Genomic DNA, 26,033 nt, shown 5'->3' with positions numbered 1-26,033 from the left:
ATTATTATTTTATAATCGATATACTTTTCCTTTTATTTAAGGATATATAAGCTTGGAGCATACTGAAAGATAGGTAGTTTTTATATAATTTAATCCACCTGGTTTAGCTGTTCTACTTGTTTGATGGATAAACCAGTAATCCGTATAATTTTTTCTACTGGATCTCCCTCTTGTAGCATAGATTTAGCGATTTCCATTTTACCCTTTTCTTGACCTATTCGGATTCCTTCTTGTCTACCCTGTTTTTTCCCTTTTTCTTTACTTTGTTTTTTGGTGAGTTTTATTTCTTCTTTAAAAGCTTGGTGTATGGTTTTAAGTTTTTTTTCAAAATGATCTTTTACTTCAATACTTGGAATGTATTTAACACGGCTCTGTCTCATCTGTATTTAATTTTGTATAATTCTCTCTCTTGTCTTGAATTTTGGATATTATGCGGCCATAAGTTTAGCGAAGTTCTCAAAAGTAGATTCTTGTTTTTTAGCTCCGATTAGTTGTCCTTTTTGAATAATTATAATGTTTTCTATTCCTGTAATGGTAATGTTAGCCGAATGAAAATTCTTAAATCCCAACATAGGTTTTATCCGTTTTTTGATAAACCTATGATCTTGTTCAACTCTATTATTCAAGTATTTGTTTTGAAATATTTGAATCTTGTGATCTTGATCTAGTTCTGTATTTAATGCATCAAGAGCAGATTTATTACTACCGCTTTTGTCAACTACCACTTTGTAAGGAGTCTTATTTTCTTTGATAGCCTTACGAAAAAAAGAAAGAGCTGCAGAATTGTCTCTACGTTCATTTAGAAAAAAATCAACTGTATCTCCATAACGATCTACTGCTCTATATAAATAGAATCCACTTACCATTTAAATTTGACGTTAAGTTCATCCATCCTCCAGCTACTACAACTGGGCGTTTTCTTTTCTTTACGTCTTGATCTAATGAGGGGAATGAACTTAATGACCCACTTTGTTAAGTAGAATGATCAATATTTGCGCTCTCATATGCATCATCTCTTCAAGTCTCTATAGCTTAAAAAAAACGACATTTATATACACAAATAGAAGGATTAAATCTGGCTGATGAACAAAATCTTTAAAATATGGCAATGAATCTACGGGCAATAGTAAAATCATTTAGTCAATTTTTAACTAAAATTACCTAAAATAACCGCGACTTAAACAAATGCGACAGAACCGCTACGGTTACTAAATCCTATTCACCGCAAACCAATGGATTTTGTGAGCGTTTTAAAAAACTATGAAACGGAATTTTTGATACAGCATGCGTAAAAAATCTATAGAATCTAATGATTTACAAGAAGATGTAGATTACTGGTTGCTTACTACAATTATGAGCGACCTCACTCTTGGAAATATTGGTTCGGAAAACTCAGATGCAAACTTGGAAGGATAGTAAAAATTAGTACCTTGAAATAAAATAATCAAATCGCCTATATTAAAAACATGGCTGACAACCTAGACTTAACTGACAACTAAACTATAATTTTTATTCCTGTCAAGATTAAATCTGACTACTACACCTAACTTTTTTGTCCTAAAAATAATTTTTTACAAAGTCCTTCTTGTGCCAATAACGTTGCAGGGGTTCCCTCTTCTACTATTTTCCCTTGCTCTAATACAATAATTTTATCAGCATGACAAATGGTACTTAACCTATGGGCTACCACAATAGAGGTTTTATCTTTAATAAATAATTCAAGACTTTTTTGTAGCCTTCGTTCAGAAGCAGTATCTAAAGCTGAAGTTGCTTCATCTAAAACTAAGATAGGTGGATGGCCTAATATGGCTCTTGCAATACAAATACATTGTTTTTGACCACCAGAGAGTTTATTTCCATTTTCTCCAATGATGGTATCATATGCTTGGGGTAAGTTCATAATAAAATGATGTGCACAAGCTATTCGAGCCGCTTCTATCACCTCTGTCTTGCTAAATCTTGGTCTATTGAGGGTAATATTATTAAAGATTGTATCGTGAAATAAAATAGATTCTTGCGCAACAATGCCTATTAAACGATGTAACGATGCTTCATTAATATGGGAAATAGGTAGATGGTCTATTTCAATGGCTCCATCATTTGGCTGATAAAGCCCCGATAGAAGGGATAAAAGAGTGGATTTCCCCGATCCAGAAGCACCAACTAATGCAACTGTTTCACCTTTTTGAATCGTAAAATTGACCCGATGTAAAACCTTTTTTGTATCCTCATAAGCAAAAGAAACATCCTTAAAAATGATCGTACTTTTGAATGTGGTAGCGGTATGGGTTCTTAAATTTTTTTTCGACTCAGATTTTTCATCTAATAAATCGAAAATACGTCTTCCAGCAGCCGTACCTCTTTGAATATGGCCGATACATCTTGCCATCATTTTAATCGGTATAAGTGTTTGGGAACAAATAATAATGTATGCAATAAAAGTACTGGGTGTAAGCATGCTACGATCTAAAAGAAGCAAATGGCCACCGTAGGCAAGTATAATGGAAACTGCTCCCACACTCAATGATGCAGATATAGGAACAATCATATAGCTTTTTTTAGCTACTCCCATATGGGTACCGATATACCACTTTGCTTCTTTTTTAAACTGATCAATAGCATATTTCTGGGCCCCAAAATTTTTTATAACTTGCATACCACTTATCGTCTCTTCAGTTACATTCATTAAGTTGCCCAGTGACTTTTGGGTTTGATCGGTCCATTTACGCAAGGATTGTATAATTTTAGCTATAGCCCATCCAGCAATCGGTAAAAACAGTAGGGTAAATAGACTAAGTTTTGGCGACATGTAAAATAGCACAGCTATGTAACAAAAGAGTTGAGTCGGTTCTTTTAAAAATACCCGTAAAGTATCTGATATTGCATGTTCGATTTCTTGAATATCAACAGTAATACGTGCTATTATATCTCCTTTTTTTTGACGGGTAAAGTATTGTGTAGGAAGGGCTAAGATGTGTTTAAAAAGTGCCAAACGTAAATTATGCACTAGATTTATGCGTACTTTAGCCATGGTAACATCTGCTATATACCTGAAAAATACACTAATTGCGTTAGACAACATAAATAAAAATGCCAACCAAAAAAGTGCATGTATTTTACCTTGATGTATAATGATGCTTATAAAGCAATAATTAAATAATTTGGTTAAATAATGTATATCGAGGTGTGGTTTTGGAAAACATTGCTGATCCAACAATAGACGGTTTAACTCTTCTTGGTTAAATAGTATTTTAAGCAAAGGAATCACCAAACCATAGGTGGCCAATCCAAAAAAAATGGACAGCAAGATGGCAAAAAAATAATACAAAGCGCATCTTCTCCAAGGCCCTGCGTAATCTAAAATTCTAGAATAAGTGCGCATTGAAAATGAATATTACCCTTATTGATCTAACGATAAAAATTAGATTGATGATGCTATCTCAACTATTAATCCTCCACAAAAAGATCACTAGCTATTTGATCCGCTAGTAATTTACCACTATTTGTTAAATAAAGTGTATGATCGTTCATATAGCCCAATCCACGTAGTATAATTTTTTTTAAATAATCTTTTTGTATATACATCAGGTCAATAGCATATTTTTTATAAATCCAATCAAAATCACATCCCCAGCAGGTTCTAATATTGGTCATAATGTATTCATTTACATGATTGGCAATTGTTAATATTTCCTCGGTATAGGGAAGCTTGCCATATTGAATCGCCTTAACATAAATTCCGTTATGGTCAATATTCGATTGTCTTTGTAACCGATTGTAGCTATGTGCACCGGGTCCTATACCTATATATGGACCTGATTTCCAGTAGTTGGTATTATGTCTAGAATATTTTTCCGGCTTGCAGAAATTAGAAATTTCATAGTGGACATATCCCTGTTTACAGAAAGTTTCTACTGCCCATTCAAACTGTTCTACCGTTAGTGTTTCATCTGCTTCAACCATGATGCCTTTTTGATGCCAATAACCCAATACGGTTTTGGGTTTAATGGTTAAACAATAGGCAGAAATATGCTCTGGTGCCAGCAATAGGACTTGCGTTAAGTCGGCAGACCAATCCTGTGTAGTAGTAACAGAAAGCCCATACATAAGGTCTATGTTTAAATTATTAAAACCAGCAGCACGTGCCCACGCTATACTTCTTTGTGCCATTGCACCCGTATGGGCTCTATTCATATAACGCAATACAGTATCATTAAAGGACTGTATCCCTATGCTAAGTCTATTGATACCCATATGATGCCATCCTTGCAATTTTTCTAAGGTGATGTCATCAGGATTTGCCTCTAAAGTAACCTCTGCTGATGGCGCTATAGGAAAATATCGTACCACTTGATTCAATAGTTGGTCTATTTCTGAAAGGGATAATAAAGAAGGCGTACCTCCCCCAAAATAAATGCTGGTAATCGGCATACCTTTTAAATCATTCTGACGTAGCTTAATTTCTTTAAGCATACTTTTGATTACCAATGATTTAAGCTTTAAATTTGTGCTAAAGTGAAAGGCACAATAGTGGCATGCTTGTTTGCAAAATGGAATATGCAGATAGATAGCTGCATGACTGTTTTCTTGTATTGAGATCAATGGTATAGGTTGGTTGCAGGGCTCTGTCGCATCTGTATTTAATTTTGTATAGTTTTCTCCCTTGTCTTGAAATTTGGATATTATGCGGCCATAAGTTTAGCAAAGTTATCAAAAGTAGATGCTTGTCTTTTAGCTCCGATTAATTGTCCTTTTTGAATGATTCTAATATTTTCTATCCCTTTTATAGTAATTGCAGCAGCATGGAAACTTTTAAACCCTAGCATGGGTTTGATCCGTTTTTTTAATGAATCTATGATCTTGTTCAACTCTATTATTCAAGTATTTGTTTTGAAATATTTGAATCTTGTGATCTTGATCTAGTTCTGTATTTAACGTATCAAGAGCAGCCTTATTACTACCGCTTTTGTCAACTACTACTTTGGATGGAGTGTTATTATCTTTGATAGCCTTACGAAAAAAAGAAAGAGCTGCAGACTTGTCTCTACGTGCACTTAGAAAAAAATCAACTGTATCTCCATAACGATCTACTGCTCTATATAAATAAATCCACTTACCATTTAATTTGACGTAAGTTTCATCCATCCTCCAGCTACTACCAACTGGGCGTTTTCTTTTTCTTACTTCTTGATCTATGAGTGGAATGAATTTAATGACCCACCTTTGTAAGGTAGAGTGATCAATCTTTGCACCTCTTATATGCATCATTTCTTCTATATCTCTATAGCTTAAAGAAAAACGACATTTCATGTAGACAAATAACAAGATTAACTCCGGTGAAGAACAAAATCCTTTAAAATAGGGCAATAATCTATGGGTAATAGTAAACATTTTGGTCAATTTTTGACTAAAATTAATAAATTAACTGACGCCTTAAAACAAATGCGACAGAACCCTTCAGGCGCCACTAAATAAATTTTTTTGTTTTAAACGATTCCATTCTTGAATAAATAATCCGGTTCTTAGCGCATTATCTGAAATAATAATTTCTTTTAGATGACATGCTTTAATAATTACTTTAATAAGAACAGCAGATAATGGAATTAGCTTTAAAAAAACAGGTTCAATAGCAAGCTGTTTTTGCCAAATATCTACAGGAGTGGTTCGTATAATTTCATAAATTTTAAAAAACTGCTCTGCAGAGACTCTTTTTATACTACTATTTGTTTCAATAGCTGAAGCACCATAGTAAGATTTATATAACATTAGTAATGTACGAAAAGCACCAGAACTTCCAACAAGTTGACTGGGTCTATATAGCTTAGTTTCAACAAAAAGCGGTGCCAAAGCAGTACGATAATAGTCTTCTAAAAGCGCTACTTGAAGAGGCGTAATAGGCGCATTATAGGGAAATTGAGCAGCAACACGACGTATACCTAGTTTAAAACTTCCTGCCCACAAAGATTGTAGATGGTCAAAGATAATACACTCTACACTGCCGCCACCTATATCAACAATTAAGCCATCCCTATCTGTTAATCCAAAAGAAGAAGCAACACCCTGATAAATTAACATAGCTTCGTCTATACCAGAAATAATTTCTACTCGAATATCGGTTTCAGAACAAATTGCTTTAATGACTTCAGCTGCATTAGATGCATCACGTAGGAGGCTTGTAGCCTTGGCAACCATAAAGCGGACACCCTCTGCATCTAACTTTTTTCTAATGGTTACCATTGTATTTACAATATTTTTTTGTTCTTCTAATGAGATATGAGTAGAATCTAGGGGCTCTTGAGCCATAGCTCTTATAATTTTTTCTTCGTAAAGTACGGTATACTTTTCTCGATCAATTTCCCCTACTAAAACATTTATAACATTAGTACCCAAATCAATAACAGCTAATTTCGACATAATAATTACCATTAAAAAGCTGTTTTACTGCTTATTTTATTAAATACCATAAAACTAAATAACTACTTTCTTTTCAAGGAATGAGATACTCCATTTTAGATACAATGTTAGATCGGACATTAGTTTGTTTACTATTCTACCATAACCTGGAACATAATAGTTCAATACCTGATGATCATTATTATTTTTGGTCCAATGCAAACGATGGGCTATTCCAAGCCGCATCCCTCCATAAAGTTGAGATACCAATCTATACTCAGAGCCTCCAACCAACTGAATCCAACCTGCTATAAGGGGCTCGACCGCAGAAGTTAGAGCGTTATTATAAGAGGTAATAAGGTCAAATCGGCTATGCCCATAAGCGATACCATAATAAGCATTGGTAAGCGGATTGGGGTGGATGACATATAGTAGAGCTACTAAACCATAGTATCCCTTTGAGTTACGATTACAATCTTTTTCTTGCAGCTGATAAGATCCGTAGACTGCATCAATGGAGAACTGTATTGGACCAATCGAATGGCAGTCAATCCCTACTCCATAGCTTTCTTGTCCACTTTTCCACACATTTTGTAGAAACTTAACCCAATCTACCCTTATTCCAACATCCTGTAAAATAGGCGTATAATTAGCCACGTGCATAGTTTTAGCGACCAAAGAGAGCCGTAAAAGATCCATAACATTTCTATGTGCCACCTTTACCAATGGATATTCCCCTTTTTCTATCTGGGTACCCTCTTTTTTTGAAAACCTGTTGGATATTTCTAAATCAGCATCTGCTTGCGCTTGCTGAAAGCGCAAGCCATGGGTATCAACCATAGAGATATTTTCTGGATTAGCTCCAAAGACTCTAATACTAAAAAATGTATAGAGAACGGCAATACGTAAGATCTTTATCGCTAATGCACACTCCATAGTTAAAATACCAATATTTAAATTAAATCTACCACTCAGATACTAGGCTTATGCTTTAATACAGCCATAATCCATCTGTCTTTTTGACGTATATCCTTATATAAAGCTATTTGCTTAAAATTCGCGCAACGCAATAAATCTACAATCTTTTCACCTAATGTTTCATTAATCTCTAAACAAAGTATACCGTTACGGCACAAATGACGAACCGCGCATTGAATAATTTGTCTATAGAATAGAAGTGGATCATCATGGACAAATAAAGCCAAATGAGGTTCATAGTCTAGCACATTTGGATGCATAAGAGACTTTTCCTGTATGGACACATAGGGGGGATTGCTAACGATTAAGGACCAATTACATGAAGGAAGTGGATCTGTTAAAATATCTGCTTCTATAAAACGAACGGCTACACCTAACTGCATTGCATTATAAGCAGCAACTTCTAACGCTTCTTTACTTATATCAAGCGCATCTACTAAAGCCTCTGGAAATTGCTTCTTAAGCGTAATAGCAATACAACCACTACCGGTTCCTATATCTAGGATAGAGGTGGGAGGTGAAAGATGACGCATTAAAAATGCTACCCATTCTTCTGTTTCTGGTCGTGGAATCAATACAGCAGGCGTTACCTTAAAGAGATTACCCAAAAAATAGGTAGCGCCAATAACATATTGAATTGGCTCATACTTTTTTAATCTACCTAACCCATCCAAAATATTTTCTTGAACAGCAGGTGAAATGGTACACAGTGGATTGAGTATATAATCTGTTAGATCAACTTGTAAATAATAGTTCAATAATTGTTGTACTATAGCACGACATTCTAGTTGGTTAGGTATAGCCAAGGCTAATGACTGGGACAATAGATCTGATAATGTGCGAAGAGGCATTTCAACTACAGAAGATGAATTGTTACAAAATCGATTCATTGGATTTATATAAAATACAATTTGATGGACTCATAGAGGGCTCTGTCGCATCTATGTTTAATTTTTCCTGGATCTTCCGCTTATCTTGAATTTTAATTATTATTCGCCCATAAGTTTAGTGAAGTTCTCAAAAGTAGATAGCTGTTTTTTAGCTCCGATTAATTGTCCTTTTTGAATGATTCTAATATTTTCTATTCCTTTTATAGTAATGGAAGCAGTATGGAAACTCTTAAACCCTAGCATGGGTTTTATCCGTTTTTTGATAAACCTATGATCTTGCTCAACTCTATTATTAAAGTATTTGTTTTGAAGTATTTGAATGTTATAATCTTCATCTAATTCTGTATTTAACACATCAAGAGCAGCTTTATTACTGCCGCTTTTGTCAACTACCACTTTGGATAGAAGGTTATTCTCTCTGATAGCCTTACGAAAAAAATAAAGAGCTGCAGATTTATCTCTACGCTCACATAGAAAAAACTCAACTGTATTTCCATAACGATCTACTGCTCTATATAAATAGATCCACTTCCCTTTTAGTTTAACATACGTTTCATCCATTCTCCAACTATTACCAACTACGCGTTTTCTTTTTCTTACTGCTTGATCTATCAGGGAAACAAATTTTATAACCCATCTTTGTAAAGTAGAGTGATCAATCTTTGCGTCTCTCATATGCATCACCTCTTCCAAATCTCTATAGATTATAGAAAAACGACATTTCATACAAACAACAGGATTACCTCACCTGATGAACAAAATCCTTTAAAGTAAGGCAATAATTTGGGTATAATAGACAACATCTTAGTTACTTTTTAACTAAAAATACTAAAATAACTGCCTCCTTAAAACAAACGCGACAGAACCAAGCTATATGCAATCAAATATAGATGTGATAAAGCCACTTAACAAGGTACATGACCTGGTGTACGTGGAAATGGAATAACATCACGTATGTTTTCCATACCCGTTATAAACAATATCAATCGGTCAAGCCCTAAACCAAATCCGCTATGGGGTATGGTACCAAAACGTCTGGTATCCAAATACCAGTTTAAATCTTGAATAGAGATACACTGCATTGATTTTTCTAAATAATCTATGCGCTCTTCTCTTTGCCCCCCCCCAATAATTTCTCCTATACCAGGGAAAAGCAGATCCATAGCTGCTACTGTTTTGCCATCATCATTTTGTCGCATGTAAAATGGCTTAATATCTTTTGGATAATCGGTTACTACTACAGGTCTTTTAAAAAAATGTTCTACCAAATATCGTTCATGTTCTGATTGAAGATCCATACCCCAATCGGTAACAGGATAGACAAATTTGCCATGCTTGTTTGATTCAGATTCCTTTAAAAGGGCAATGGCTTCGGTGTAGGTAATACAAGCGAAAGGCTCTGCCAATACGAATCGTAACCGTTCTAACAGGGAAACCCCAGCTCTATCTTGTTCACTTCTACAGCTAAGCGACCGTTGGTTCAAAAAATCTAGTTCTGTGGGACACTGTTTTAGTACATAGTCTAATACGAATTTTAACAACGCTTCTGCAAGCGCAATAGTATCTTCCAGGTTATTAAAAGCTACCTCTGGTTCAACCATCCAAAATTCCGCTAAGTGTCTGGTTGTATTAGAATTTTCTGCCCTAAAAGTAGGACCAAAAGTATAGACTGCTCCTAGTCCCATCGCAGCTGCTTCTGCAGCAAGTTGTCCAGAGACGGTTAAGTTGGTAGGGTGATTAAAAAAATCTTCTCTAAAATCAATACTACCATCTAGATTTTTAGGTAAATGGGCAATATTCAGACTGGTTACACGAAATAATTCTCCTGCACCTTCTGCATCAGCTGCAGTAATAATAGGCGTGTGCAGATAAAAAAAACCACGATCGTGAAAAAAATGGTGAATGGCATAACTAACGGCATGTCTAATGCGAAACACCGCACCAAAAGTATTGGTGCGAAAACGAAGATGTGGCCATGTGCGTAGAAATTCTAACGAATGGGCTTTGGGTTGTAAGGGGTAACCTGGAGCATTACCCAGTAGGGTCAGTTGGCAACCATGTAATTCCACCAATTGATTGCTTCCTTTTGAGGCCACAAGATTGCCAGATACTGCAATACTAGCACCTGTAATCAGTTGATTCAGCAGTGCCTTAGGAAGTGCAGATGGTGCCATAACTACCTGTAAGTTTTGTTGGCAAGAACCGTCATTTATCGTAAGAAATATAACTTTCTTATTGATACGCTTGGTGCGAATCCAACCTTTTGTTTCAATTGCACAACCAACTGTGCCAAATTGTAAAAGTTCTTTAATTTTGCGATACAACGTATTCTCTTTATTAGTATAGGAATAGTATAGAAAGATTCATATTTTCCCGGTATAGCTATATAACATACCGAGCAAAATCTAATCTATAAATAGTTTTTATTTAATCCAACTGAATGCTAAGATGCAGAAGTTACAATTAGAACAACGGTTAACGCAGAAATTATCTGGACAACAAATTCAATTTGTTAAGTTATTGCAAGTACCTACTATAGCACTTAACGACTACATCTCAAAAGAGGTCGCCACGAATCCTTTATTAGATGAGGTAAAAGAGGTAGAAAGTGAAGAAGTATCTTGCATATCCGAACAACTTGCTCAGGATTTTTCTGATTATCGTTCAAATGATTTAAATAAAAAAATATATAAAACAGAGGGTAACCCCACTCGTGACCTTTGGACTCCATCTATTGTTTCACTACAAGAAAAGTTAAGAGAACAACTTCATTTGCTCCACTTAAATAAAGTAGGGTATATAATAGGCGAACATCTAATTGGTAGTTTAGATCAAGATGGCTACCTTTCATGTGATTTGGAAACAGTTGTACAAGATCTTCATGTAATGCATTATTTAGAACTTTCTTTAGAAGAAGTTGAAGAAGTATTAACGGCTATTCAGCATTTAGATCCACCTGGTATTGCAGCTAGAAATCTACAAGAGTGTTTATTAATTCAACTGAAAGGGCAAAATCAGAAAGATCCGCTCATTCAGTTGTCACAGCGTGTGGTAAGTAGTTGTTTTGAAGCTTTTACGAAGAAACACTATGAAATCATCGTTAAAAAATTAGGACTTGCTGACACAAATCTTTTGAAGAAGGCACTGGTGCATATTGCTCGACTTAATCCCAGACCAGGCCAATATAATAATGGAATAACGTATAGCAATGATTATCTTACTCCAGACTTTATAATTTTAGAAAATCAAGGCAAGCTTAGCGTTGAACTGGTCCACTACCCTGTTTATAAGCCACGCTTTAATAAAAGATATCTTAGTATACTGGAAACGTATGAAAAAAAGCGTAAACAAGATCTAGAAAGTCAGGAGATGATTGCCTTTTTAAGAAAAAATCTAGAGTATGCCAAATGGTTTATGGAAGCACTAAGTCAGCGGAGTCAAACACTTTTAAAGACCATGGAAGCAATTTTACAACTGCAATATGCTTTCTTTTCAGAAGAGGAAGAAACTGATAAATTAAAGCCGATGGTTTTGCAACATGTAGCCGATAAAGTTGGTATGGATGCTTCTACTATTTCAAGAATTGTCAACCAAAAGTCAGTACAAGGTAAGTTTGGTGTATATCCTTTAAAGTTTTTTTTCTCTGAAGGCATCAACAGATCTACTGGAGAAGATATTAGCAATAAAGTTGTTAAAAACAGAATTTTAGAGTTAATTAATAGTGAGCATAAAGAAAATCCTTACTCGGATGAAGGTATTGTAGGGTTATTGGCAGCTGAGGGATACAATGTGGCACGCCGTACCGTAACTAAATACAGAAAGCAATTGCACCTACCAGTTGCTAGGTTGCGAAAGGTACTCATATAATCTGTAGAAAGTCAAGATTTGATGGTACAGACAGTAAAAATTGTAGTGTATAGTTATCCGGGTCTTTCTAAAAGATTGTGTTATAATAAACCGAAAAATTAAGATAAGGGAGAGGGGCTATACAAAATAAACTACAGACGCGAGAGACCTATCCATTAGCCATTCGTAATTCTTTCCTGATCAGCTCCTTGGTCATTAATATGGCTGCGCAACATAAGCAATACAGCTGCTAGCATTAAAAAACAAAAAAATGCTACCATCAAAAAACCAATGTAGTTACTCGCAAAGATTTGATTCAGCCAGCAGGCCAGTCCAAGTAATAAGAAACGCAATCCTAAACCAAATAGGATAAAAGCTGTGGAAAAGATCAACAAGATCCAGCCTACTTTTTTAGCCTTTTTTTTCAGGCTATCCTGGAATGCATAGATTAATATGACCAACTTTTCTCTTACTAGTTCCACCATACAAGCCATTCCAAATAGCTTACTTACTATTTTTACAATTCTAAAAAACATTCTGCTAAAGTGAGGTAAATACAAAAATTAACTTTGGTTGAGTAGATTTTACATGGTTAAGAATATAGGCTATTCGATATACTAACCATCCTACTGCTTGGTAACCTTAACAGACATATGGGTCCTATGTATACCATGCGTATGTGTACTAAAAAAGGACTGGTTCATATCCATATCATTTTTACAAAGCTTGCCATAAACATATCCAACCAGCGCGCCAGCCAACTGGGCTAAGTAAGCACCTGCATATTGCGTGGGCAGATGGCGCAGATGGAAAAGCGGGATCAACAGCAAAGCAAGTGCAATATATCTTAATGGCAACGAGAAAAAGAAGCAATACAACCTTAAATGAGGCATGGATACACAAACAGCGGCCATAATAGCATAAATGGCCGCTGAAGGACCAGTAAGATCAGTAGCAATGCCCTTAAAAGGTGGCGAAAAGTGGTATAGTATACCAAAAACAACTGCACCTACTATTTGTCCCAAACTATAGAGGCGGAACATATGTTTTGAACGTACAATGGCTGGTATGCTTTGCGCAAAGATATATAATATAAAAATGTCCCAAAACAAATCTATAAAACCTTTATGGATGAAAGAGTAGGTAATAATGGTCCATGGTCGCTGTAGCAACAATGGATAGAGAGAAGGAAAAGTTAATTGTCTATAAAGCCACAAAAAGTAATCTTTACAACCGCAGATATAACACGCAGTATCAAGCAAAAACAGAAATAGAAAACTAAAAATATGTATTAAAATCAGTTGTCTCAACCCATTCTTAGACGCTTTAAACTGATTGCGAAAATAGAGGTAAACCATATGCATAACCACTAGAAATTAACAAAAACTACCAGAATCAAAGACTATTTTAATACATGCTATCTGCAAAATACTTACCACATCTACTGGGTTTTTCTATTTAGATTTAGTATACAAAATAATACCATGCTAAGGGTTACAATATATTTTAGTTAGACTACTAAATTTACAAAAACTTATTGTATATTTTAACTATTATCCCCTACAGCTAAGAGATAAAGGGGTGTCCAAAAAAGCATTCGCTGGCCATGAAATAAGATATAGCACAGCTTTCCTAGCGCCTACCGAACGATCATTTGCGATAGAGCCATTCAGTAGCGCTAAACATTTTACCCATACAAGCAACCTTAAGTATGCTAATTATTAGAAATAATTAATATTAATACGTATATTCAGCTGGTCAGTTTTCATAGGCAATTTGTTAGCCTGCTTAAGATTTTGATATAGGCTTATAATTTTCTTAAATTTGCACACCTTTAGGATTAAAACAAAAATTATAAATAATTCAATATAGTACATGTTAACCATACAACAGCTCGTAAGAAAAGGGAGAAAAAAAATTTCTTCTGCTTCCAAATCTCCAGCGCTTGCATCATGTCCGCAGCGAAGGGGTGTGTGCATCAAAGTGTATACTATGAAGCCAAGAAAACCTAACTCTTCTATGAAAAAAGTAGCTAGGGTACGTCTCACAACGGGTAAAGAAGTGAACACGTATATTCCTGGGGAAGGTCATAACTTGCAAGAACACTCTATTGTTCTGATCAGAGGAGGGGGCGTAAAAGATTTATCAGGTGTCAGCTATTCTATTATTCGTGGTGTGTTGGATACCTCAGGTGTAAGTGGAAGATGTCAAGGTAGATCTGTGTATGGTGCTAAAAAACAAAAAAAGTAACAGGGTGACATTTAAATAGCTCCAGAAAAAGATTAGTTTCAGTGAAAGAAATAATATGAGAAGAAAACAAGCTACAAAAAGAGTATTGGCACCCGACTATAAATATGGTGATCCGCTTGTAACTAGGTTTGTAAACGGATTAATGGAACGAGGTAAAAAAAGTCTTGCTTTTAGCATTTTTTATGATACCATTGAAGCACTTTCTTACAAAACAAAAGAAGAAGGATTGGAAATTTGGCGCAAAGCGCTCCAAAACGTAACGCCCACTTTGGAAGTCAAACGTCGACGTGTTGGTGGGGCTACGCTTCAAGTTCCCGTTGAAATAAGGCCAGATAGAAGGGTGTTTTTAGGTATGAAATGGTTGATTGCTTACGCAAGATCGCGCGGAGAAAAGACTATGAAAGAAAAGCTTACCAATGAAATCATTGCAGCTGCTAAGGAAGAAGGAGCTGCTTTCAAGCGTAAGGTAGATACCCATAAAATGGCAAGTTCCAGTAGAGCCTACTCACACTTTAACCTGAGATAAATGGCAGGCGAACTAACTTTTTTAAGAAATATAGGCATCATGGCCCATATTGATGCGGGTAAAACGACTACTACAGAACGTATTTTATATTACACAGGGCTAACCCATAAAATAGGTGAAGTACATGATGGGGGGGCTGTGATGGATTGGATGGCTCAAGAACAAGAGCGTGGCATTACTATTACCTCTGCTGCTACGACTACATTTTGGAAATATCCTACGATACAGGGCAAAACAGCTGATAAGACCCAAACCTACAAGGTAAACATTATTGACACACCTGGTCACGTAGATTTTACAGTAGAAGTAGAGCGTTCTTTGCGTGTTTTAGATGGCGCTGTCGCTTTATTTTGTGCCGTATCTGGTGTAGAACCGCAATCTGAAACGGTTTGGCATCAAGCAGATAAATATAAGGTGCCCCGTATCTGCTTTATAAACAAAATGGATAGAGCCGGTGCAAATTTTTTTAATGCATTGAATGAAATCAAGGAAAAGTTAGGAGCCAATCCTGTTCCTTTGCAAATTCCTATTGGCAGTGAAACATCCTTTAAAGGGATAGTAGATTTGATTACCAATGAAGCAATCGTTTGGAATGAACATGATTTAGGTATGACATACCAGGTTATATCTATTCCCGATGATTTAGTAGAGACTGCTGAAGAATGGCGTCAAAAGCTGATTGAAAGTGTAGCCAGTTATGATGAAGCATTAATGGAAAAATTCTTTGACCATCCAGATGCGATTACACCAGATGAAATCAGGGCAGCCATTCGAAAAGCCGTTATTGACCTCTCTTTTTCCCCTGTGCTCTGTGGTTCTGCCTTTAAGAATAAGGGGGTCCAGGCACTATTGGATGCAGCATGTGCCTACTTGCCGTCTCCATTAGATTTACCTGCAGTAGCCTGCACCCATCCAGATACGGGAGAATTAATGCTTAGAAAACCAGAGAATAGTGAGCCATTCACAGCATTGGCTTTTAAAATCGCCACTGATCCTTTTGTAGGTAGGCTTGCTTTTTTACGGGTCTATTCTGGTACCCTAGATGCAGGATCCTATGTTCAAAACAATAGAACAGGAAAAAAAGAACGGATTGCGCGTCTAATGCAAATGCATGCCAATAAACAAAATCCTATCAATAGGGTACAAGCAGGAGACATTTGTGCAGTAGTAGGCTTTAAAGAAATTAAAACAGGAGATACCCTGACGGGTGAAAAGCAAAAAGCTATATTGGAGGCCATCACCTTTCCAGAACCGGTAATTGGTTATTCTATTGAACCTAAAAAACAGGCAGACCAAGATAAGTTGACGCTATCCATTGCCAAGCTGATGGAAGAGGATCCAACTTTACGGATGGAAACCAATCGTGAAACAGGCCAAACCATTTTGAAAGGAATGGGTGAGTTGCACTTGGAAATTATTATTGATCGGCTTAAGCGTGAATTTAAACTTGAAATCAACCAAGGTGCTCCACAAGTGGCCTACAAAGAAGCACTTACTGCTACGGTAGAGCATAAAGAAGTTTATAAAAAACAAACAGGTGGTAGAGGTAAATTTGCAGACATCGTTTTTGAGATAGGACCTAAAGAAATAGTTGAAGGGGAATCGATTAAGCCTGGATTAGAATTTGTAAATAAAATTATTGGAGGGGTTATTCCTAAAGAATTTATTCCAGCTATTCAAAAAGGGTTTACAGCAGCTATGGAGAATGGTCCATTGGCAAACTATCCGGTAGAATCCATGCGGGTTAAAATCTTTCATGGCTCTTATCATGATGTGGATTCAGATGCACTATCTTTTGAATTGGCCGCTAGAGCTGGATTTAGGGCCGCTGCACAAAAAGCTTCTCCTGTAATTTTAGAACCTATCATGTCTGTAGAAGTAGCTACGCCTAATGAGTTTACAGGTTCTGTAACCGGAGATCTTAATAGAAGAAGGGGCATTATGAAAGGAATGGACAGTAAAGGGGGCACACAAATTGTTAAAGCAGACGTACCATTGGCAGAGCTATTTGGTTATGTTACAGACCTGAGGACCATTACCTCAGGTAGGGCATCTGCTTCATTAACTTTTTCCCATTATGAGCCTATTCCTAAAAATTTAGCAGAAGCGATTATTAATAAAGCAAAGGGCATAACGCTATAGCAGCATAAGCACCAATCATATGAATCAAAAAATTCGAATCAAACTTAAATCATTCGATGCTGTGCTCTTAGATAAATCAGCAGATAGCATTGTTAAAGCTGTGAAAGCTACTAAAACAGTAGTGAATGGTCCTATTCCACTTCCAGGTAAAAAGGAAATATACACTGTATTGCGGTCGCCACATGTCAATAAAAAGTCGCGTGAACAATTTCAACTTTGTACCCATAAAAGGTTGATAGATATTTACTCTAGTAGTTCAAAAGCAGTAGATGCATTGACTAAGCTGGAACTTCCTAGTGGTGTAGAGGTTGAAATTAAAGTTTAAAGCTGCCATAAAACAACCATAAGCTTTATATAAAAAAGCTACAAAAGTAAAATCTACTTTAGAAAAAGTTTTGTTAAAAAGCCGTTCTTAAAAGTAACCCGCAAATCAGCTAGATAAAAGTTCTAAATTGGGCACTATTTGACCATTTTGAGAATGGGCTTTTTGCAACTTTTTATAGATAGTATGCTTTTATTTTTTTCTATTTTTTGATCGCTATGCCGTTCTTAATCTACTTTATTACCACAGCGCTTATTGGTTTAACCATTGGATGGTGGGTAGCAAAGATTCTGAGCAAAGCGACCATTTCAACTTTACAAAATACAATTGCCCATCTGGAAAAGCATTTAGAAGAATGCCAATATCAATCTAACACACTACAAGAAAAACACCTGAAAATTACTAAAGAATTAGGAGCTTCACACGCCCATACCCACCATTTAGAGGAAAAAATAGACGAACAAGGACAATCTCTAGAACAACTTCAAAGGCAGCTGACCATTCATTTTAAAAACTTAGCACATGAACTATTAGAAGAAAAAAGTAAAAAATTTTCAGAGCATAGTCAACGCCAAATGGAACAGTTATTAACACCACTTAGCGAAAAAATTAAGGGCTTTTCCCAGCAGGTAACGCAATACAACCAAGAAAGTTTGGAAAGAAATGTAGCTTTACGGACAGAGCTAAAACAACTCCATGACCTAAATCTAAAAATCACAAAAGAAGCAGAAGGGCTCACCAAAGCACTGAAAGGAAATACAAAATTACAAGGAGGATGGGGTGAGTTTATTTTGGAAAATATTCTTACCCAATCTGGGCTAGTTAAAAATAGAGAATATGTAATACAACCCTCTATTACTACAGAAGATGGACAAAGATTGCAGCCAGATGTAATCATTAATCTACCAGAAGGTCGAAATATTGTCATTGATGCAAAAGTATCTTTAAACCATTATGAACAGTTTTTTAACAATGCGCATCCCTCAGAACAAGCTTTTCATCTTAAACAACACATTCACTCTATTAGGCGCCATATTAAAACACTAAGCGAGAAGCGCTATCAATCACTTTACAACCTTCAAGGGTTAGACTTTGTTTTAATGTTTATACCCATTGAGCCAGCATTTGCACTAGCGGTTCAAGAAGAAGTCATGCTATTTAATGAAGCCTATGAACGCAATATTGTTATTGTATCACCATCGAATTTAATAGCCACCCTCCGTACCATTGCAAATTTATGGAGGCAAGCCTATCAAAATCAAAATGCTTTAGAAATTGCCACCCAAGGTGGTGCCTTATATGATAAATTTGTTGCCTTTATAGAAGATATAAAAAACATAGGTCGACAATTAGATTTAACACAAAAAAACTTCCTAGAAGCGACTAAAAAACTATATGATGGAAAGGGAAGTTTAGTATCTAGAGCAGAGAAAATGAAACAATTAGGCGCACGCACTAGCAAAGCCTTAGATCAAAAACTCATAGATAGAGCCAAACAAAACTAAAAAATAAGGGGATCATCGGTCTAAACCGTAGCAGTTAATATGAACTATAAAAATACAATGCGCCCCACTAAAAAAGTATGGTTAAATTTTTATTTTATTTCGATCCTATTTTTTACAATATGGATGTTTTTTTTTGATTATCAAAATATATTTGTACAATATAGCTTGTACAAACGTTGGAAAAAATTGCAAACAGATGCGATTGACTACACTTTTCAGATTCAAAAGATTAAAAAAGAAAAAAAAGAGCTTGCCGCTAATCCTGATTTTTTAGAGCAGCTTGCTCGTGAAAAATACTATATGAAACGCGAGAAAGAAGACTTATACGTTATTATACCAGGATAGCGATGAGGAAACGAATAGCTAAATTTTTAGCTGTTTTTGATAACATGTAAATCTTATATAATAGCTTCATGTCAATTGCCATACATAGCAGAAAAATTTGTCCAGTTGCCTTAGATTTTTTAAAAAAACTGGTCACTTTAGCAAAAATGTACCAAAAACAGGTAATAATTTCTAGTACTTTAGCTGAATTATTGCATCCATCTATGCTTTGCCAACTACCCCTTTTTGATTTAAAGCAGTTAAATCTACAACTAGATTTAGAATTGATCATAAGTTTAGGGGGCGATGGCACTTTTCTAGAAACTACCCATTATCTTAAAGAGCATGCCATTCCTTTATTGGGTATCCATACAGGTAATTTAGGATTTTTAACTAGGACTACCCAAGCAGAGGCGATTGCTGGATTAGTAGCTTTCTTTAAAGGGGAGTATACCCTACAAGAGCGGATACTTTTGGCCTTATATAGTTCAGATGTGCCCATTGCTTTTGCATTGAATGAAATAGCACTGGTGAAACGAGATAAGATTAATTTACTAACCATTGATGGCTATATAGATGGACAATTTATTACTACGTATCGGGCAGATGGGTTGATTATTGCCACTCCTACAGGTTCTACCGCCTATTCGTTGAGTTGCTCAGGCCCTATTGTATTGACTAGTTCAAATAGCTTAGTGATTACACCTATCAGTCCTCATAATTTGGCCCTACGGGCATTGGTTGTGCCTGATACCGCCCTATTGAGTTTCGTAGTAAAACGCGATAATAAAGATATGCTGGTGGCCATAGATGGAAGAACTATCCCAATCACTATGCAAGAAGAATTTGTGGTTAAAAAAGCTCCTTTTTTATTAAAACTGGTCCAGTTTAGTGATGCAACTATTTTTGATGTATTGCGTGAAAAGCTGTATTGGGGATTGGATGCTAGAAAACAATAGCGGTTACAAATCCAGTAAAACAAAAGTAACAGAACCAAACCTATTATAGGGCACAAAGGCCGCCAATATCTAGGCCAATAATTTATAATTAATGCATTTTTATATGTTTTTAGTTTATTTTAAGATTCCGTTTAAAGTAAAAAACCTATCTTTTTAGTATAAAGTTAGTTAAAAAAAACTTACGAATCATACTGGCTTGTATATTTTTATACCTCATTCTATATCTATGTAAATTATTTTAACTTTAAATTTAAAAAATATTTAACGCATGCTATTTAACCCATTATATTTTGAAATCAGGGACATCCGTTTTACCTTTCTGATGGATATGGTACTAGTGGGTTGTTTCATCTATTGGGTATATACATTTTTTAAGGGTAGTGTAGCGGAAAAGAGTATGTTAGGGTTATGTATGGTACATCTCTTTTGTCGTTTGGCTCAAACACTACATATTAAACTGTTGGCATCTATTTTAAGCATATTTACAAGCCCAATTGTTCCGATTATTTTATTTCAAAGAGAGATTCGCCATTTTTTATTTAGTATGGGAAAAAGTCTTTTGGGTAGCAAAGCCATTATCATACAAATGATTCCGTGGTGGACGAATAAAAAGACAGAAGTAGATGTAACACCAGTGGTAAAAGCGGTTCAAACATTAGGTGGAAGCAACACAGGTGCGCTAATCGTTTTTACAAAAGATGGAGATCTTAGATACTATGAAGAGTCTGGAGATTTGATTAACGCTGTAGTTTCTGCTCGATTATTGATTGCGATCTTTAACAAAGATAGTCCATTGCATGATGGCGCGGTTATTATTCATAGCAATAAGATTGTAGCAGCAAGATGCATTTTACCCGTGACTGAAAATGGAAATATCGCTGCTTGTTTTGGATTGCGCCATAAAGCAGCCGTTGGGCTTAGTGAAATCACAGACGCCTTGGTTTTAATTGTTTCAGAAGAATCGGGTCAAATATCCATAGCTAGAAAGGGGACAATGGAAAACAACCTATCTGCCCAAGAAATTAGAAGTACGCTAAAGGATTATATCAGTAAAGATTGAAATCCTTGACACAGATGAAAGATGTACTGTTTTTTACTAGACGCGCCCTATCTTTGATAAAAATGATTTGATTTATAAAATACCAGCAGATGCGGAGCATACAATTTAGAGAAGCATTGCGAGAAGCAATGATAGAAGAAATGGAAAGAGATGAAATGATCTTTTTAATGGGTGAAGAAGTAGCCTCCTATAATGGAGCCTATAAAGTCAGCCAAGGTATGTTGGAACATTTTGGCCCCACAAGGGTTGTAGATACCCCTATTAGCGAATTAGGTTTTACAGGACTAGGTATTGGTGCGGCTATGAATGGCTTGCGTCCCATTATAGAATTTATGACTTTTAATTTTTCGTTAGTAGCCATAGATCAAATTGTAAACGGAGCTGCTAAGATGTATGCGATGTCTGGTGGTCAATACCATGTACCCATTGTATTCAGAGGACCAACCGGTAATGCTGGGATGTTAAGTGTCCAACATTCTCAAAATTTTGAAAATTGGTATGCAAACTGTCCAGGACTAAAAGTAATAGTGCCGTCTAATCCTTATGATGCAAAAGGGTTGCTTAAAAGTGCCATTAGAGATGATGATCCAGTTATATTCATGGAATCAGAGTTAATGTATGGTGACTTAGGAGCGTTGCCTACAGAAACCTATTTGCTACCAATCGGTAAAGCCCATCTAATAGAAATAGGAAATGACGTAACTTTGGTCTCTTTTGGTAAAATGATAAAAGTAGCCCATGAAGCGACAGCTGTGATGAAAAGGCAAGGTATATCGGTAGAATTAATTGATTTACGTACCGTCCGCCCATTGGACTTATCTACTATTATTCAATCCGTAAAAAAAACCAACCGCTTGGTAGTTTTAGAAGAAGCCTGGCCACTGGCCTCTATTTCCTCTGAAATAGCTTACCAGGTACAAAAACATGCTTTTGACTATCTAGATGCACCTATTCAAAAAGTAAATAGTCTGGATGTACCGTTGCCCTATGCGCCTACATTAATAGAGGCAATTTTACCCAATGTAGCCAAAACAGTGGCGGCACTAAAGCAAGTTTTATATTTAACCTAATGGATAAAAAATGGACAAAAAATATCTTATAGGCAATTGGAAAATGTACAAAACCATACAAGAAGCTACTTCTTTTATGCAACATTTGTTGCCTCAATTAGAGGCCATAGATAGCGGTTCATTGGCATTATTTATTGCGCCTGCTTTTGTGCACTTACCGGCTATAGGGGGCTTGCTAAATGGTTCAACCTTTATTCAATTGGCCGCCCAAAATTGTCACCACAAACCAGAAGGTGCTTTTACTGGAGAAGTATCTGCGGCCATGCTGGCGGATATAGGGGTAGGTGGCGTACTGATTGGCCATAGTGAACGAAGAATGTACCAAAAAGAAGATCCTCTACTTTTGGCTAAAAAAGTTAAAAGGGTGTTGGAAAGGGGTATGCAACCATTTATTTGCTGTGGGGAAAGTTTGGAGGACCGTAAAAATGGCAGACATAAAGCAGTGGTGCAACAACAGATACAGGAAAGTTTAGATGGCATTACAGAAATAGAAAAAGTAGCTATTGCATACGAACCTGTTTGGGCCATTGGTACAGGAGAAGTAGCCTCTTTAGAAATGATTGAAGCAATGCACAGCTTTATAAAAGAAATCTTATGGCAGCAATATGGGAGTAGAAATCTCCCGATTCTATATGGTGGCAGTTGTAATCCACAAAACGCCAAAGCAATATTTAACTGTCCCAATGTAGCGGGTGGCCTTATCGGGGGTGCTTCTTTGCGGGTAGATGATTTTATAAAAATCGTTACTGCATTACTTGAACAAAAAGATGGTACAAACTGTAATTAGAGTACAGCAAATCGCTAAAATGGTACACAAAGAGCTAGGTATGCTCTTTTTAACAGAAGTTAGGAGGTGGTTGGGCGATGTGTTTATATCGGTTACAACGGTCAACGTAAGCGGCGATTTAAGTCTGGCAAAGGTTTACCTAAGCTTTTCCCTTAATGCGGATCAGGAAAGGTTGTTAAAAAAGATAAATGACCATAAGCATACCATTAAAAGATTATTGGGAAAAAGAATGGCTGGTAAAATATATAAAATACCGCATTTAAAGTTTATACTCGATCATTCAGTTGGGCAAGGTGCACGTGTGACTGCTCTAATAGACCAATTAAATCTTGTAGCGCAATAAAAGGATTTTGTAGTTTTAGAGTATGGAAACGCCACGCTATACCCCAAATGATATACAACATTTACCCAGCTTGCCGGGTATTTATCTATTCTATAACCAAAAAGAAGAGGTTATCTATGTAGGTAAAGCAAAGAATATAAAAAAAAGGGTGGGTGATTATTTTGCGGCTAGCAAGGTACATAACTTAAAAACAGAGCGGATGGTTGGCCATATCGCCTCTATTGCCTATACGGCTTTAAATTCCGAGTATGAAGCGCTACTTTTAGAAAATAACCTTATCAAAGCGCTACAACCACGGTATAATATTTTGCTAAAGGATGGAAAAACGTATCCTTACTTATGTATTACAAACGATCGCTTTCCTAAACTGATGATCACCCGTAAAACAGTCCCTCCTTTGGGAAAATACTACGGCCCCTTTACCAGCGCCTACAGCATTAAACAAACCTTAGAGGTCATTAAAAAATTATTTACCTTTCGTACCTGCAACTATAACCTTGCAAATATAACCAAAAATAAGTTTAAAGTTTGTTTGGATTACCATTTGGGCCACTGCAAAGGGCCTTGCGAGAATTATCAAGATGAATCCGATTATCAAAAAGAAATAGCGCAAATAGAGGCGTTACTTAAAAAAAATTTTGCTTCTGTGAAGAAGGCATTTAAAGAACAAATGCGCGCAGCTGCAGACCTACTTGATTATAAACAAGCCCAACAGTTTAAGGAAAAATTAATGGTATTGGATCAATACCAAGCAAAGTCTTTAGTGATCAATCCACTAGTGGGCGACTTAGATGTAGTGGCTATTCTTTCAGATGATACCCATGCTTTTGTAGGTTACTTGCATATTAAGCAAGGCGCCATTTCTTTTACCCAACATCGTGTGCTGACCAAAAAATTGGAAGAAAAAATGGAAGAGCTATTGCCTTTGGTGATCTGTACACTCCGTTCTTACAGCCATAGTAATGCCCCAGAAGTTTTAGTAAATTTGCCCCTGAACCTAACCCTAGCCCCCTTTGCCATCAGCATGCCCAAAATGGGTGACAAGCGCAAACTGGTAGATTTGGCACTTCAAAATGCATTGTTATGCAAAAAAGACTTTTTATATAAAAAATCTAATTTTCAAGAAAAACCCAATCTAACACTTGTAAAATTACAAGATGATTTAAAGTTAAAAGAGCTACCTTATTGGATAGAATGTTTTGACAATTCCAATATTCAAGGCGCCCATCCAGTAGCGGCTATGGTTTGCTTTAAGGATGGGAAACCTTCTAAAAAAGACTATCGGCATTATCATATCAAAACAGTAGTAGGGCCCAACGATTTTGCCTCTATGTATGAAATCGTCAAGCGCCGTTATCAACCAAAAGAGCCATCGGTATTGCCCAATCTTATTGTAATAGATGGTGGAAAAGGGCAGCTTAATGCTGCTATTCTGGCGCTACAGGAATTAGGTATATATGGCAAAGTAGCCATTATCAGCATTGCCAAACGATTGGAAGAACTCTACTTTCCCAATGATCCCTTTCCCTTATATTTGAACAAACAGTCTCCTGCACTGAAACTGCTCCAACAGCTTAGAAATGAAGCCCATCGTTTTGCCATTACCTTTCATAGAAAACAACGTAGCAAAAGCACATTCCAGTCTACATGGAAGGCTATTCCCGGTATTGGTCCCCAAACATTAGCTGCACTATTAGAAAAATTGGGTAGTCCCAAAACGGTTGAATCTAGTTCTTTATCGACCTTAGCTGGCATAATTGGGGCATCAAAAGCGAAACGATTGCATGACTATTTTTTAGACCAATCTAATCTAGCTAAAGATAGTTCAAATATTTTATAAATGGCAGCCTTACTTCGTGCGGTAGTAGTTATACCCACTTACAATGAACAAGAAAATATTGAACAGTTATTGGGAGCTATTTTTGGATTAAACATAGGGTTACATGTCCTAGTTGTAGATGACCACTCTCCTGATGGTACAGCTGAAGCTGTCATAGGACTACAATCCCATTACCCGCATGCATTACATCTTTTAAATCGATCTAAAAAAGAGGGGTTAGGCCGTGCCTATTTGGCCGGATTTGCTTGGGCACTGGCTTATCCTTATGACTATATTTGCAGCATGGATGCGGACTTTTCCCATGCACCTACTGATTTGCCTCGACTTTTAACCATGTGCTCCGATCCTACCATTGATATGGTGATTGGCTCGCGGTACATTACAGGTGGGCATGTGGTCAATTGGCCAGTGATGAGAAGGGTATCGTCCTACATGGCCAACTGGTTCGCTCGGTCTATTACAGGCATACCTGTTAAAGATACGACTGCTGGATTTATCTGTTATCGGCAGACCCTACTCAAACAGATTTTAAACATAGCTTCTGTAGGATATAGTTTTCAAGTAGAAATAAAATTTCTAGCTTATCAATATGGGGCCAATATGGTAGAGTTGCCTATCACCTTTATCAATAGAGTACGAGGAAAGTCTAAAATGGGTTTAATCATGGCAGGAGAAAGTTTTTTTCGTTTGATACAAATGAAATGGAAGAGTTGGAGGTGAGCAAGTATCTATTTAGGTCCGATCTCTACTTTAAGTATCATAACCTGAATTCAGGTTATGTAAATTCTTTAGAATAAG

24 protein-coding genes and 3 pseudogenes are annotated in these 26,033 nt (G+C 36.3%); 15 read left to right on the top strand and 12 right to left on the bottom strand.

The features are described 5' to 3' along the window. Positions 1-89 precede the first annotated feature (89 nt). Entirely contained in the window at positions 90-380 is a 291-nt protein-coding gene (locus ACRRVD_RS04090) for an Rpn/YhgA-type helix-turn-helix domain-containing protein (RefSeq protein ID WP_432461846.1), read from the bottom strand. A gap of 48 nt (positions 381-428) precedes the next feature. Then, positions 429-1,136: pseudogene (locus ACRRVD_RS04085) on the bottom strand (IS6 family transposase). A gap of 65 nt (positions 1,137-1,201) precedes the next feature. On the opposite strand from ACRRVD_RS04085, the pseudogene ACRRVD_RS04080 reads away from it, so the two are divergent. Next, positions 1,202-1,499: pseudogene (locus tag ACRRVD_RS04080) on the top strand (integrase core domain-containing protein); the annotation flags it as partial. 44 nt (positions 1,500-1,543) lie between these two features. On the opposite strand, the gene ACRRVD_RS04075 reads toward ACRRVD_RS04080, so the two are convergent. The 8 genes and pseudogenes from ACRRVD_RS04075 to asnS form a co-directional block, all read right to left on the bottom strand. Then, the gene (locus ACRRVD_RS04075; RefSeq protein ID WP_432461845.1) at positions 1,544-3,382 is read right to left on the bottom strand and encodes an ABC transporter ATP-binding protein; all 1,839 of its coding nucleotides are present in this window, start codon (positions 3,380-3,382) and stop codon (positions 1,544-1,546) included. 65 nt (positions 3,383-3,447) lie between these two features. Continuing rightward, positions 3,448-4,602 (bottom strand): radical SAM family heme chaperone HemW, encoded by a 1,155-nt coding sequence (gene hemW, locus ACRRVD_RS04070; protein ID WP_432461844.1) that lies wholly within the window; start codon positions 4,600-4,602, stop codon positions 3,448-3,450. Between the two features lie 80 nt (positions 4,603-4,682). Next, a protein-coding gene (locus ACRRVD_RS04065; RefSeq protein ID WP_432461843.1) for an IS6 family transposase occupies positions 4,683-5,391 on the bottom strand; the annotation gives its coding sequence in 2 pieces (ribosomal slippage) (positions 4,683-4,850 and positions 4,852-5,391; 708 coding nt in all). Positions 5,392-5,457: 66 nt separating this feature from the next. Further along, positions 5,458-6,414 (bottom strand): Ppx/GppA phosphatase family protein, encoded by a 957-nt coding sequence (locus ACRRVD_RS04060; RefSeq protein WP_432461842.1) that lies wholly within the window; start codon positions 6,412-6,414, stop codon positions 5,458-5,460. A gap of 54 nt (positions 6,415-6,468) precedes the next feature. Then, entirely contained in the window at positions 6,469-7,329 is an 861-nt protein-coding gene (locus tag ACRRVD_RS04055) for a hypothetical protein (protein ID WP_432461841.1), read from the bottom strand. Between the two features lie 35 nt (positions 7,330-7,364). After that, complete coding sequence (gene prmC, locus ACRRVD_RS04050; RefSeq protein ID WP_432461840.1) at positions 7,365-8,261, bottom strand: peptide chain release factor N(5)-glutamine methyltransferase; 897 nt, start codon at positions 8,259-8,261, stop codon at positions 7,365-7,367. Positions 8,262-8,360: 99 nt separating this feature from the next. Further along, a pseudogene (locus ACRRVD_RS04045) lies at positions 8,361-9,064 on the bottom strand (IS6 family transposase). Between the two features lie 102 nt (positions 9,065-9,166). Then, positions 9,167-10,585, bottom strand: coding sequence for an asparagine--tRNA ligase (asnS, locus tag ACRRVD_RS04040; RefSeq protein WP_432461839.1), 1,419 nt, complete (start codon positions 10,583-10,585; stop codon positions 9,167-9,169). Between the two features lie 124 nt (positions 10,586-10,709). Between asnS and rpoN the strand changes: the two genes are divergently transcribed. Further along, a complete protein-coding gene (rpoN, locus tag ACRRVD_RS04035; RefSeq protein WP_432461838.1) occupies positions 10,710-12,128 on the top strand; it encodes an RNA polymerase factor sigma-54 in 1,419 nt (472 codons plus the stop codon). A 155-nt stretch (positions 12,129-12,283) separates the two neighbouring features. On the opposite strand, the gene ACRRVD_RS04030 is transcribed toward rpoN, so the two are convergent. Together ACRRVD_RS04030 and ACRRVD_RS04025 are read right to left on the bottom strand one after the other, a co-directional pair. Beyond that, complete coding sequence (locus ACRRVD_RS04030) at positions 12,284-12,643, bottom strand: phage holin family protein (RefSeq protein ID WP_432461837.1); 360 nt, start codon at positions 12,641-12,643, stop codon at positions 12,284-12,286. A 90-nt stretch (positions 12,644-12,733) separates the two neighbouring features. Further along, positions 12,734-13,471, bottom strand: coding sequence for a rhomboid family intramembrane serine protease (locus ACRRVD_RS04025; protein ID WP_432461836.1), 738 nt, complete (start codon positions 13,469-13,471; stop codon positions 12,734-12,736). 511 nt (positions 13,472-13,982) lie between these two features. Between ACRRVD_RS04025 and rpsL the strand changes: the two genes are divergently transcribed. From rpsL to ACRRVD_RS03960, 13 genes are all read left to right on the top strand, one after another. Further along, positions 13,983-14,357: a 30S ribosomal protein S12 gene (gene rpsL, locus ACRRVD_RS04020; RefSeq protein WP_432461835.1), complete on the top strand. Its 375-nt coding sequence runs from the start codon at positions 13,983-13,985 to the stop codon at positions 14,355-14,357. 55 nt (positions 14,358-14,412) lie between these two features. Then, the gene (rpsG, locus tag ACRRVD_RS04015) at positions 14,413-14,883 is read left to right on the top strand and encodes a 30S ribosomal protein S7 (protein WP_432461834.1); all 471 of its coding nucleotides are present in this window, start codon (positions 14,413-14,415) and stop codon (positions 14,881-14,883) included. Further along, positions 14,884-17,025 (top strand): elongation factor G, encoded by a 2,142-nt coding sequence (gene fusA / locus ACRRVD_RS04010; RefSeq protein WP_432461833.1) that lies wholly within the window; start codon positions 14,884-14,886, stop codon positions 17,023-17,025. A 19-nt stretch (positions 17,026-17,044) separates the two neighbouring features. Next, complete coding sequence (gene rpsJ, locus ACRRVD_RS04005; RefSeq protein ID WP_034576608.1) at positions 17,045-17,350, top strand: 30S ribosomal protein S10; 306 nt, start codon at positions 17,045-17,047, stop codon at positions 17,348-17,350. A gap of 215 nt (positions 17,351-17,565) precedes the next feature. Next, the gene (locus ACRRVD_RS04000; RefSeq protein ID WP_432461832.1) at positions 17,566-18,852 is read left to right on the top strand and encodes a DNA recombination protein RmuC; all 1,287 of its coding nucleotides are present in this window, start codon (positions 17,566-17,568) and stop codon (positions 18,850-18,852) included. A 39-nt stretch (positions 18,853-18,891) separates the two neighbouring features. Continuing rightward, the gene (locus tag ACRRVD_RS03995) at positions 18,892-19,197 is read left to right on the top strand and encodes a septum formation initiator family protein (protein WP_432461831.1); all 306 of its coding nucleotides are present in this window, start codon (positions 18,892-18,894) and stop codon (positions 19,195-19,197) included. A gap of 68 nt (positions 19,198-19,265) precedes the next feature. Beyond that, positions 19,266-20,135 (top strand): NAD(+)/NADH kinase, encoded by an 870-nt coding sequence (locus ACRRVD_RS03990; RefSeq protein WP_432461830.1) that lies wholly within the window; start codon positions 19,266-19,268, stop codon positions 20,133-20,135. A 322-nt stretch (positions 20,136-20,457) separates the two neighbouring features. Next, positions 20,458-21,195 (top strand): diadenylate cyclase, encoded by a 738-nt coding sequence (locus ACRRVD_RS03985; protein ID WP_490036323.1) that lies wholly within the window; start codon positions 20,458-20,460, stop codon positions 21,193-21,195. Between the two features lie 89 nt (positions 21,196-21,284). After that, positions 21,285-22,265 carry a pyruvate dehydrogenase complex E1 component subunit beta gene (locus tag ACRRVD_RS03980; RefSeq protein ID WP_432461828.1) on the top strand — a complete coding sequence of 327 codons (981 nt, stop codon included), beginning with the start codon at positions 21,285-21,287 and terminating at the stop codon, positions 22,263-22,265. 10 nt (positions 22,266-22,275) lie between these two features. Continuing rightward, positions 22,276-23,052, top strand: a complete 777-nt coding sequence (gene tpiA / locus ACRRVD_RS03975; RefSeq protein WP_432461827.1) for a triose-phosphate isomerase — start codon at positions 22,276-22,278, stop codon at positions 23,050-23,052. After that, on the top strand, positions 23,033-23,395 hold the full coding sequence (gene rbfA / locus ACRRVD_RS03970) for a 30S ribosome-binding factor RbfA (protein ID WP_432461826.1): 363 nt from the start codon (positions 23,033-23,035) through the stop codon (positions 23,393-23,395). Before tpiA ends, rbfA begins: the two co-directional genes overlap by 20 nt. A gap of 22 nt (positions 23,396-23,417) precedes the next feature. Beyond that, positions 23,418-25,235, top strand: coding sequence for an excinuclease ABC subunit UvrC (gene uvrC / locus ACRRVD_RS03965; RefSeq protein WP_432461825.1), 1,818 nt, complete (start codon positions 23,418-23,420; stop codon positions 25,233-25,235). After that, a complete protein-coding gene (locus ACRRVD_RS03960) occupies positions 25,236-25,955 on the top strand; it encodes a polyprenol monophosphomannose synthase (RefSeq protein ID WP_432461824.1) in 720 nt (239 codons plus the stop codon). The last annotated feature ends 78 nt before the right edge of the window (positions 25,956-26,033 follow it).

The organism is Candidatus Cardinium hertigii, from assembly GCF_050864915.1.
Classification (GTDB): Bacteria; Bacteroidota; Bacteroidia; order Cytophagales; family Amoebophilaceae; genus Cardinium; species Cardinium hertigii_D.
The sequence above is the reverse complement of the archived record's forward strand: the minus strand, read 5'-3'. Positions and strand labels throughout refer to the sequence as shown.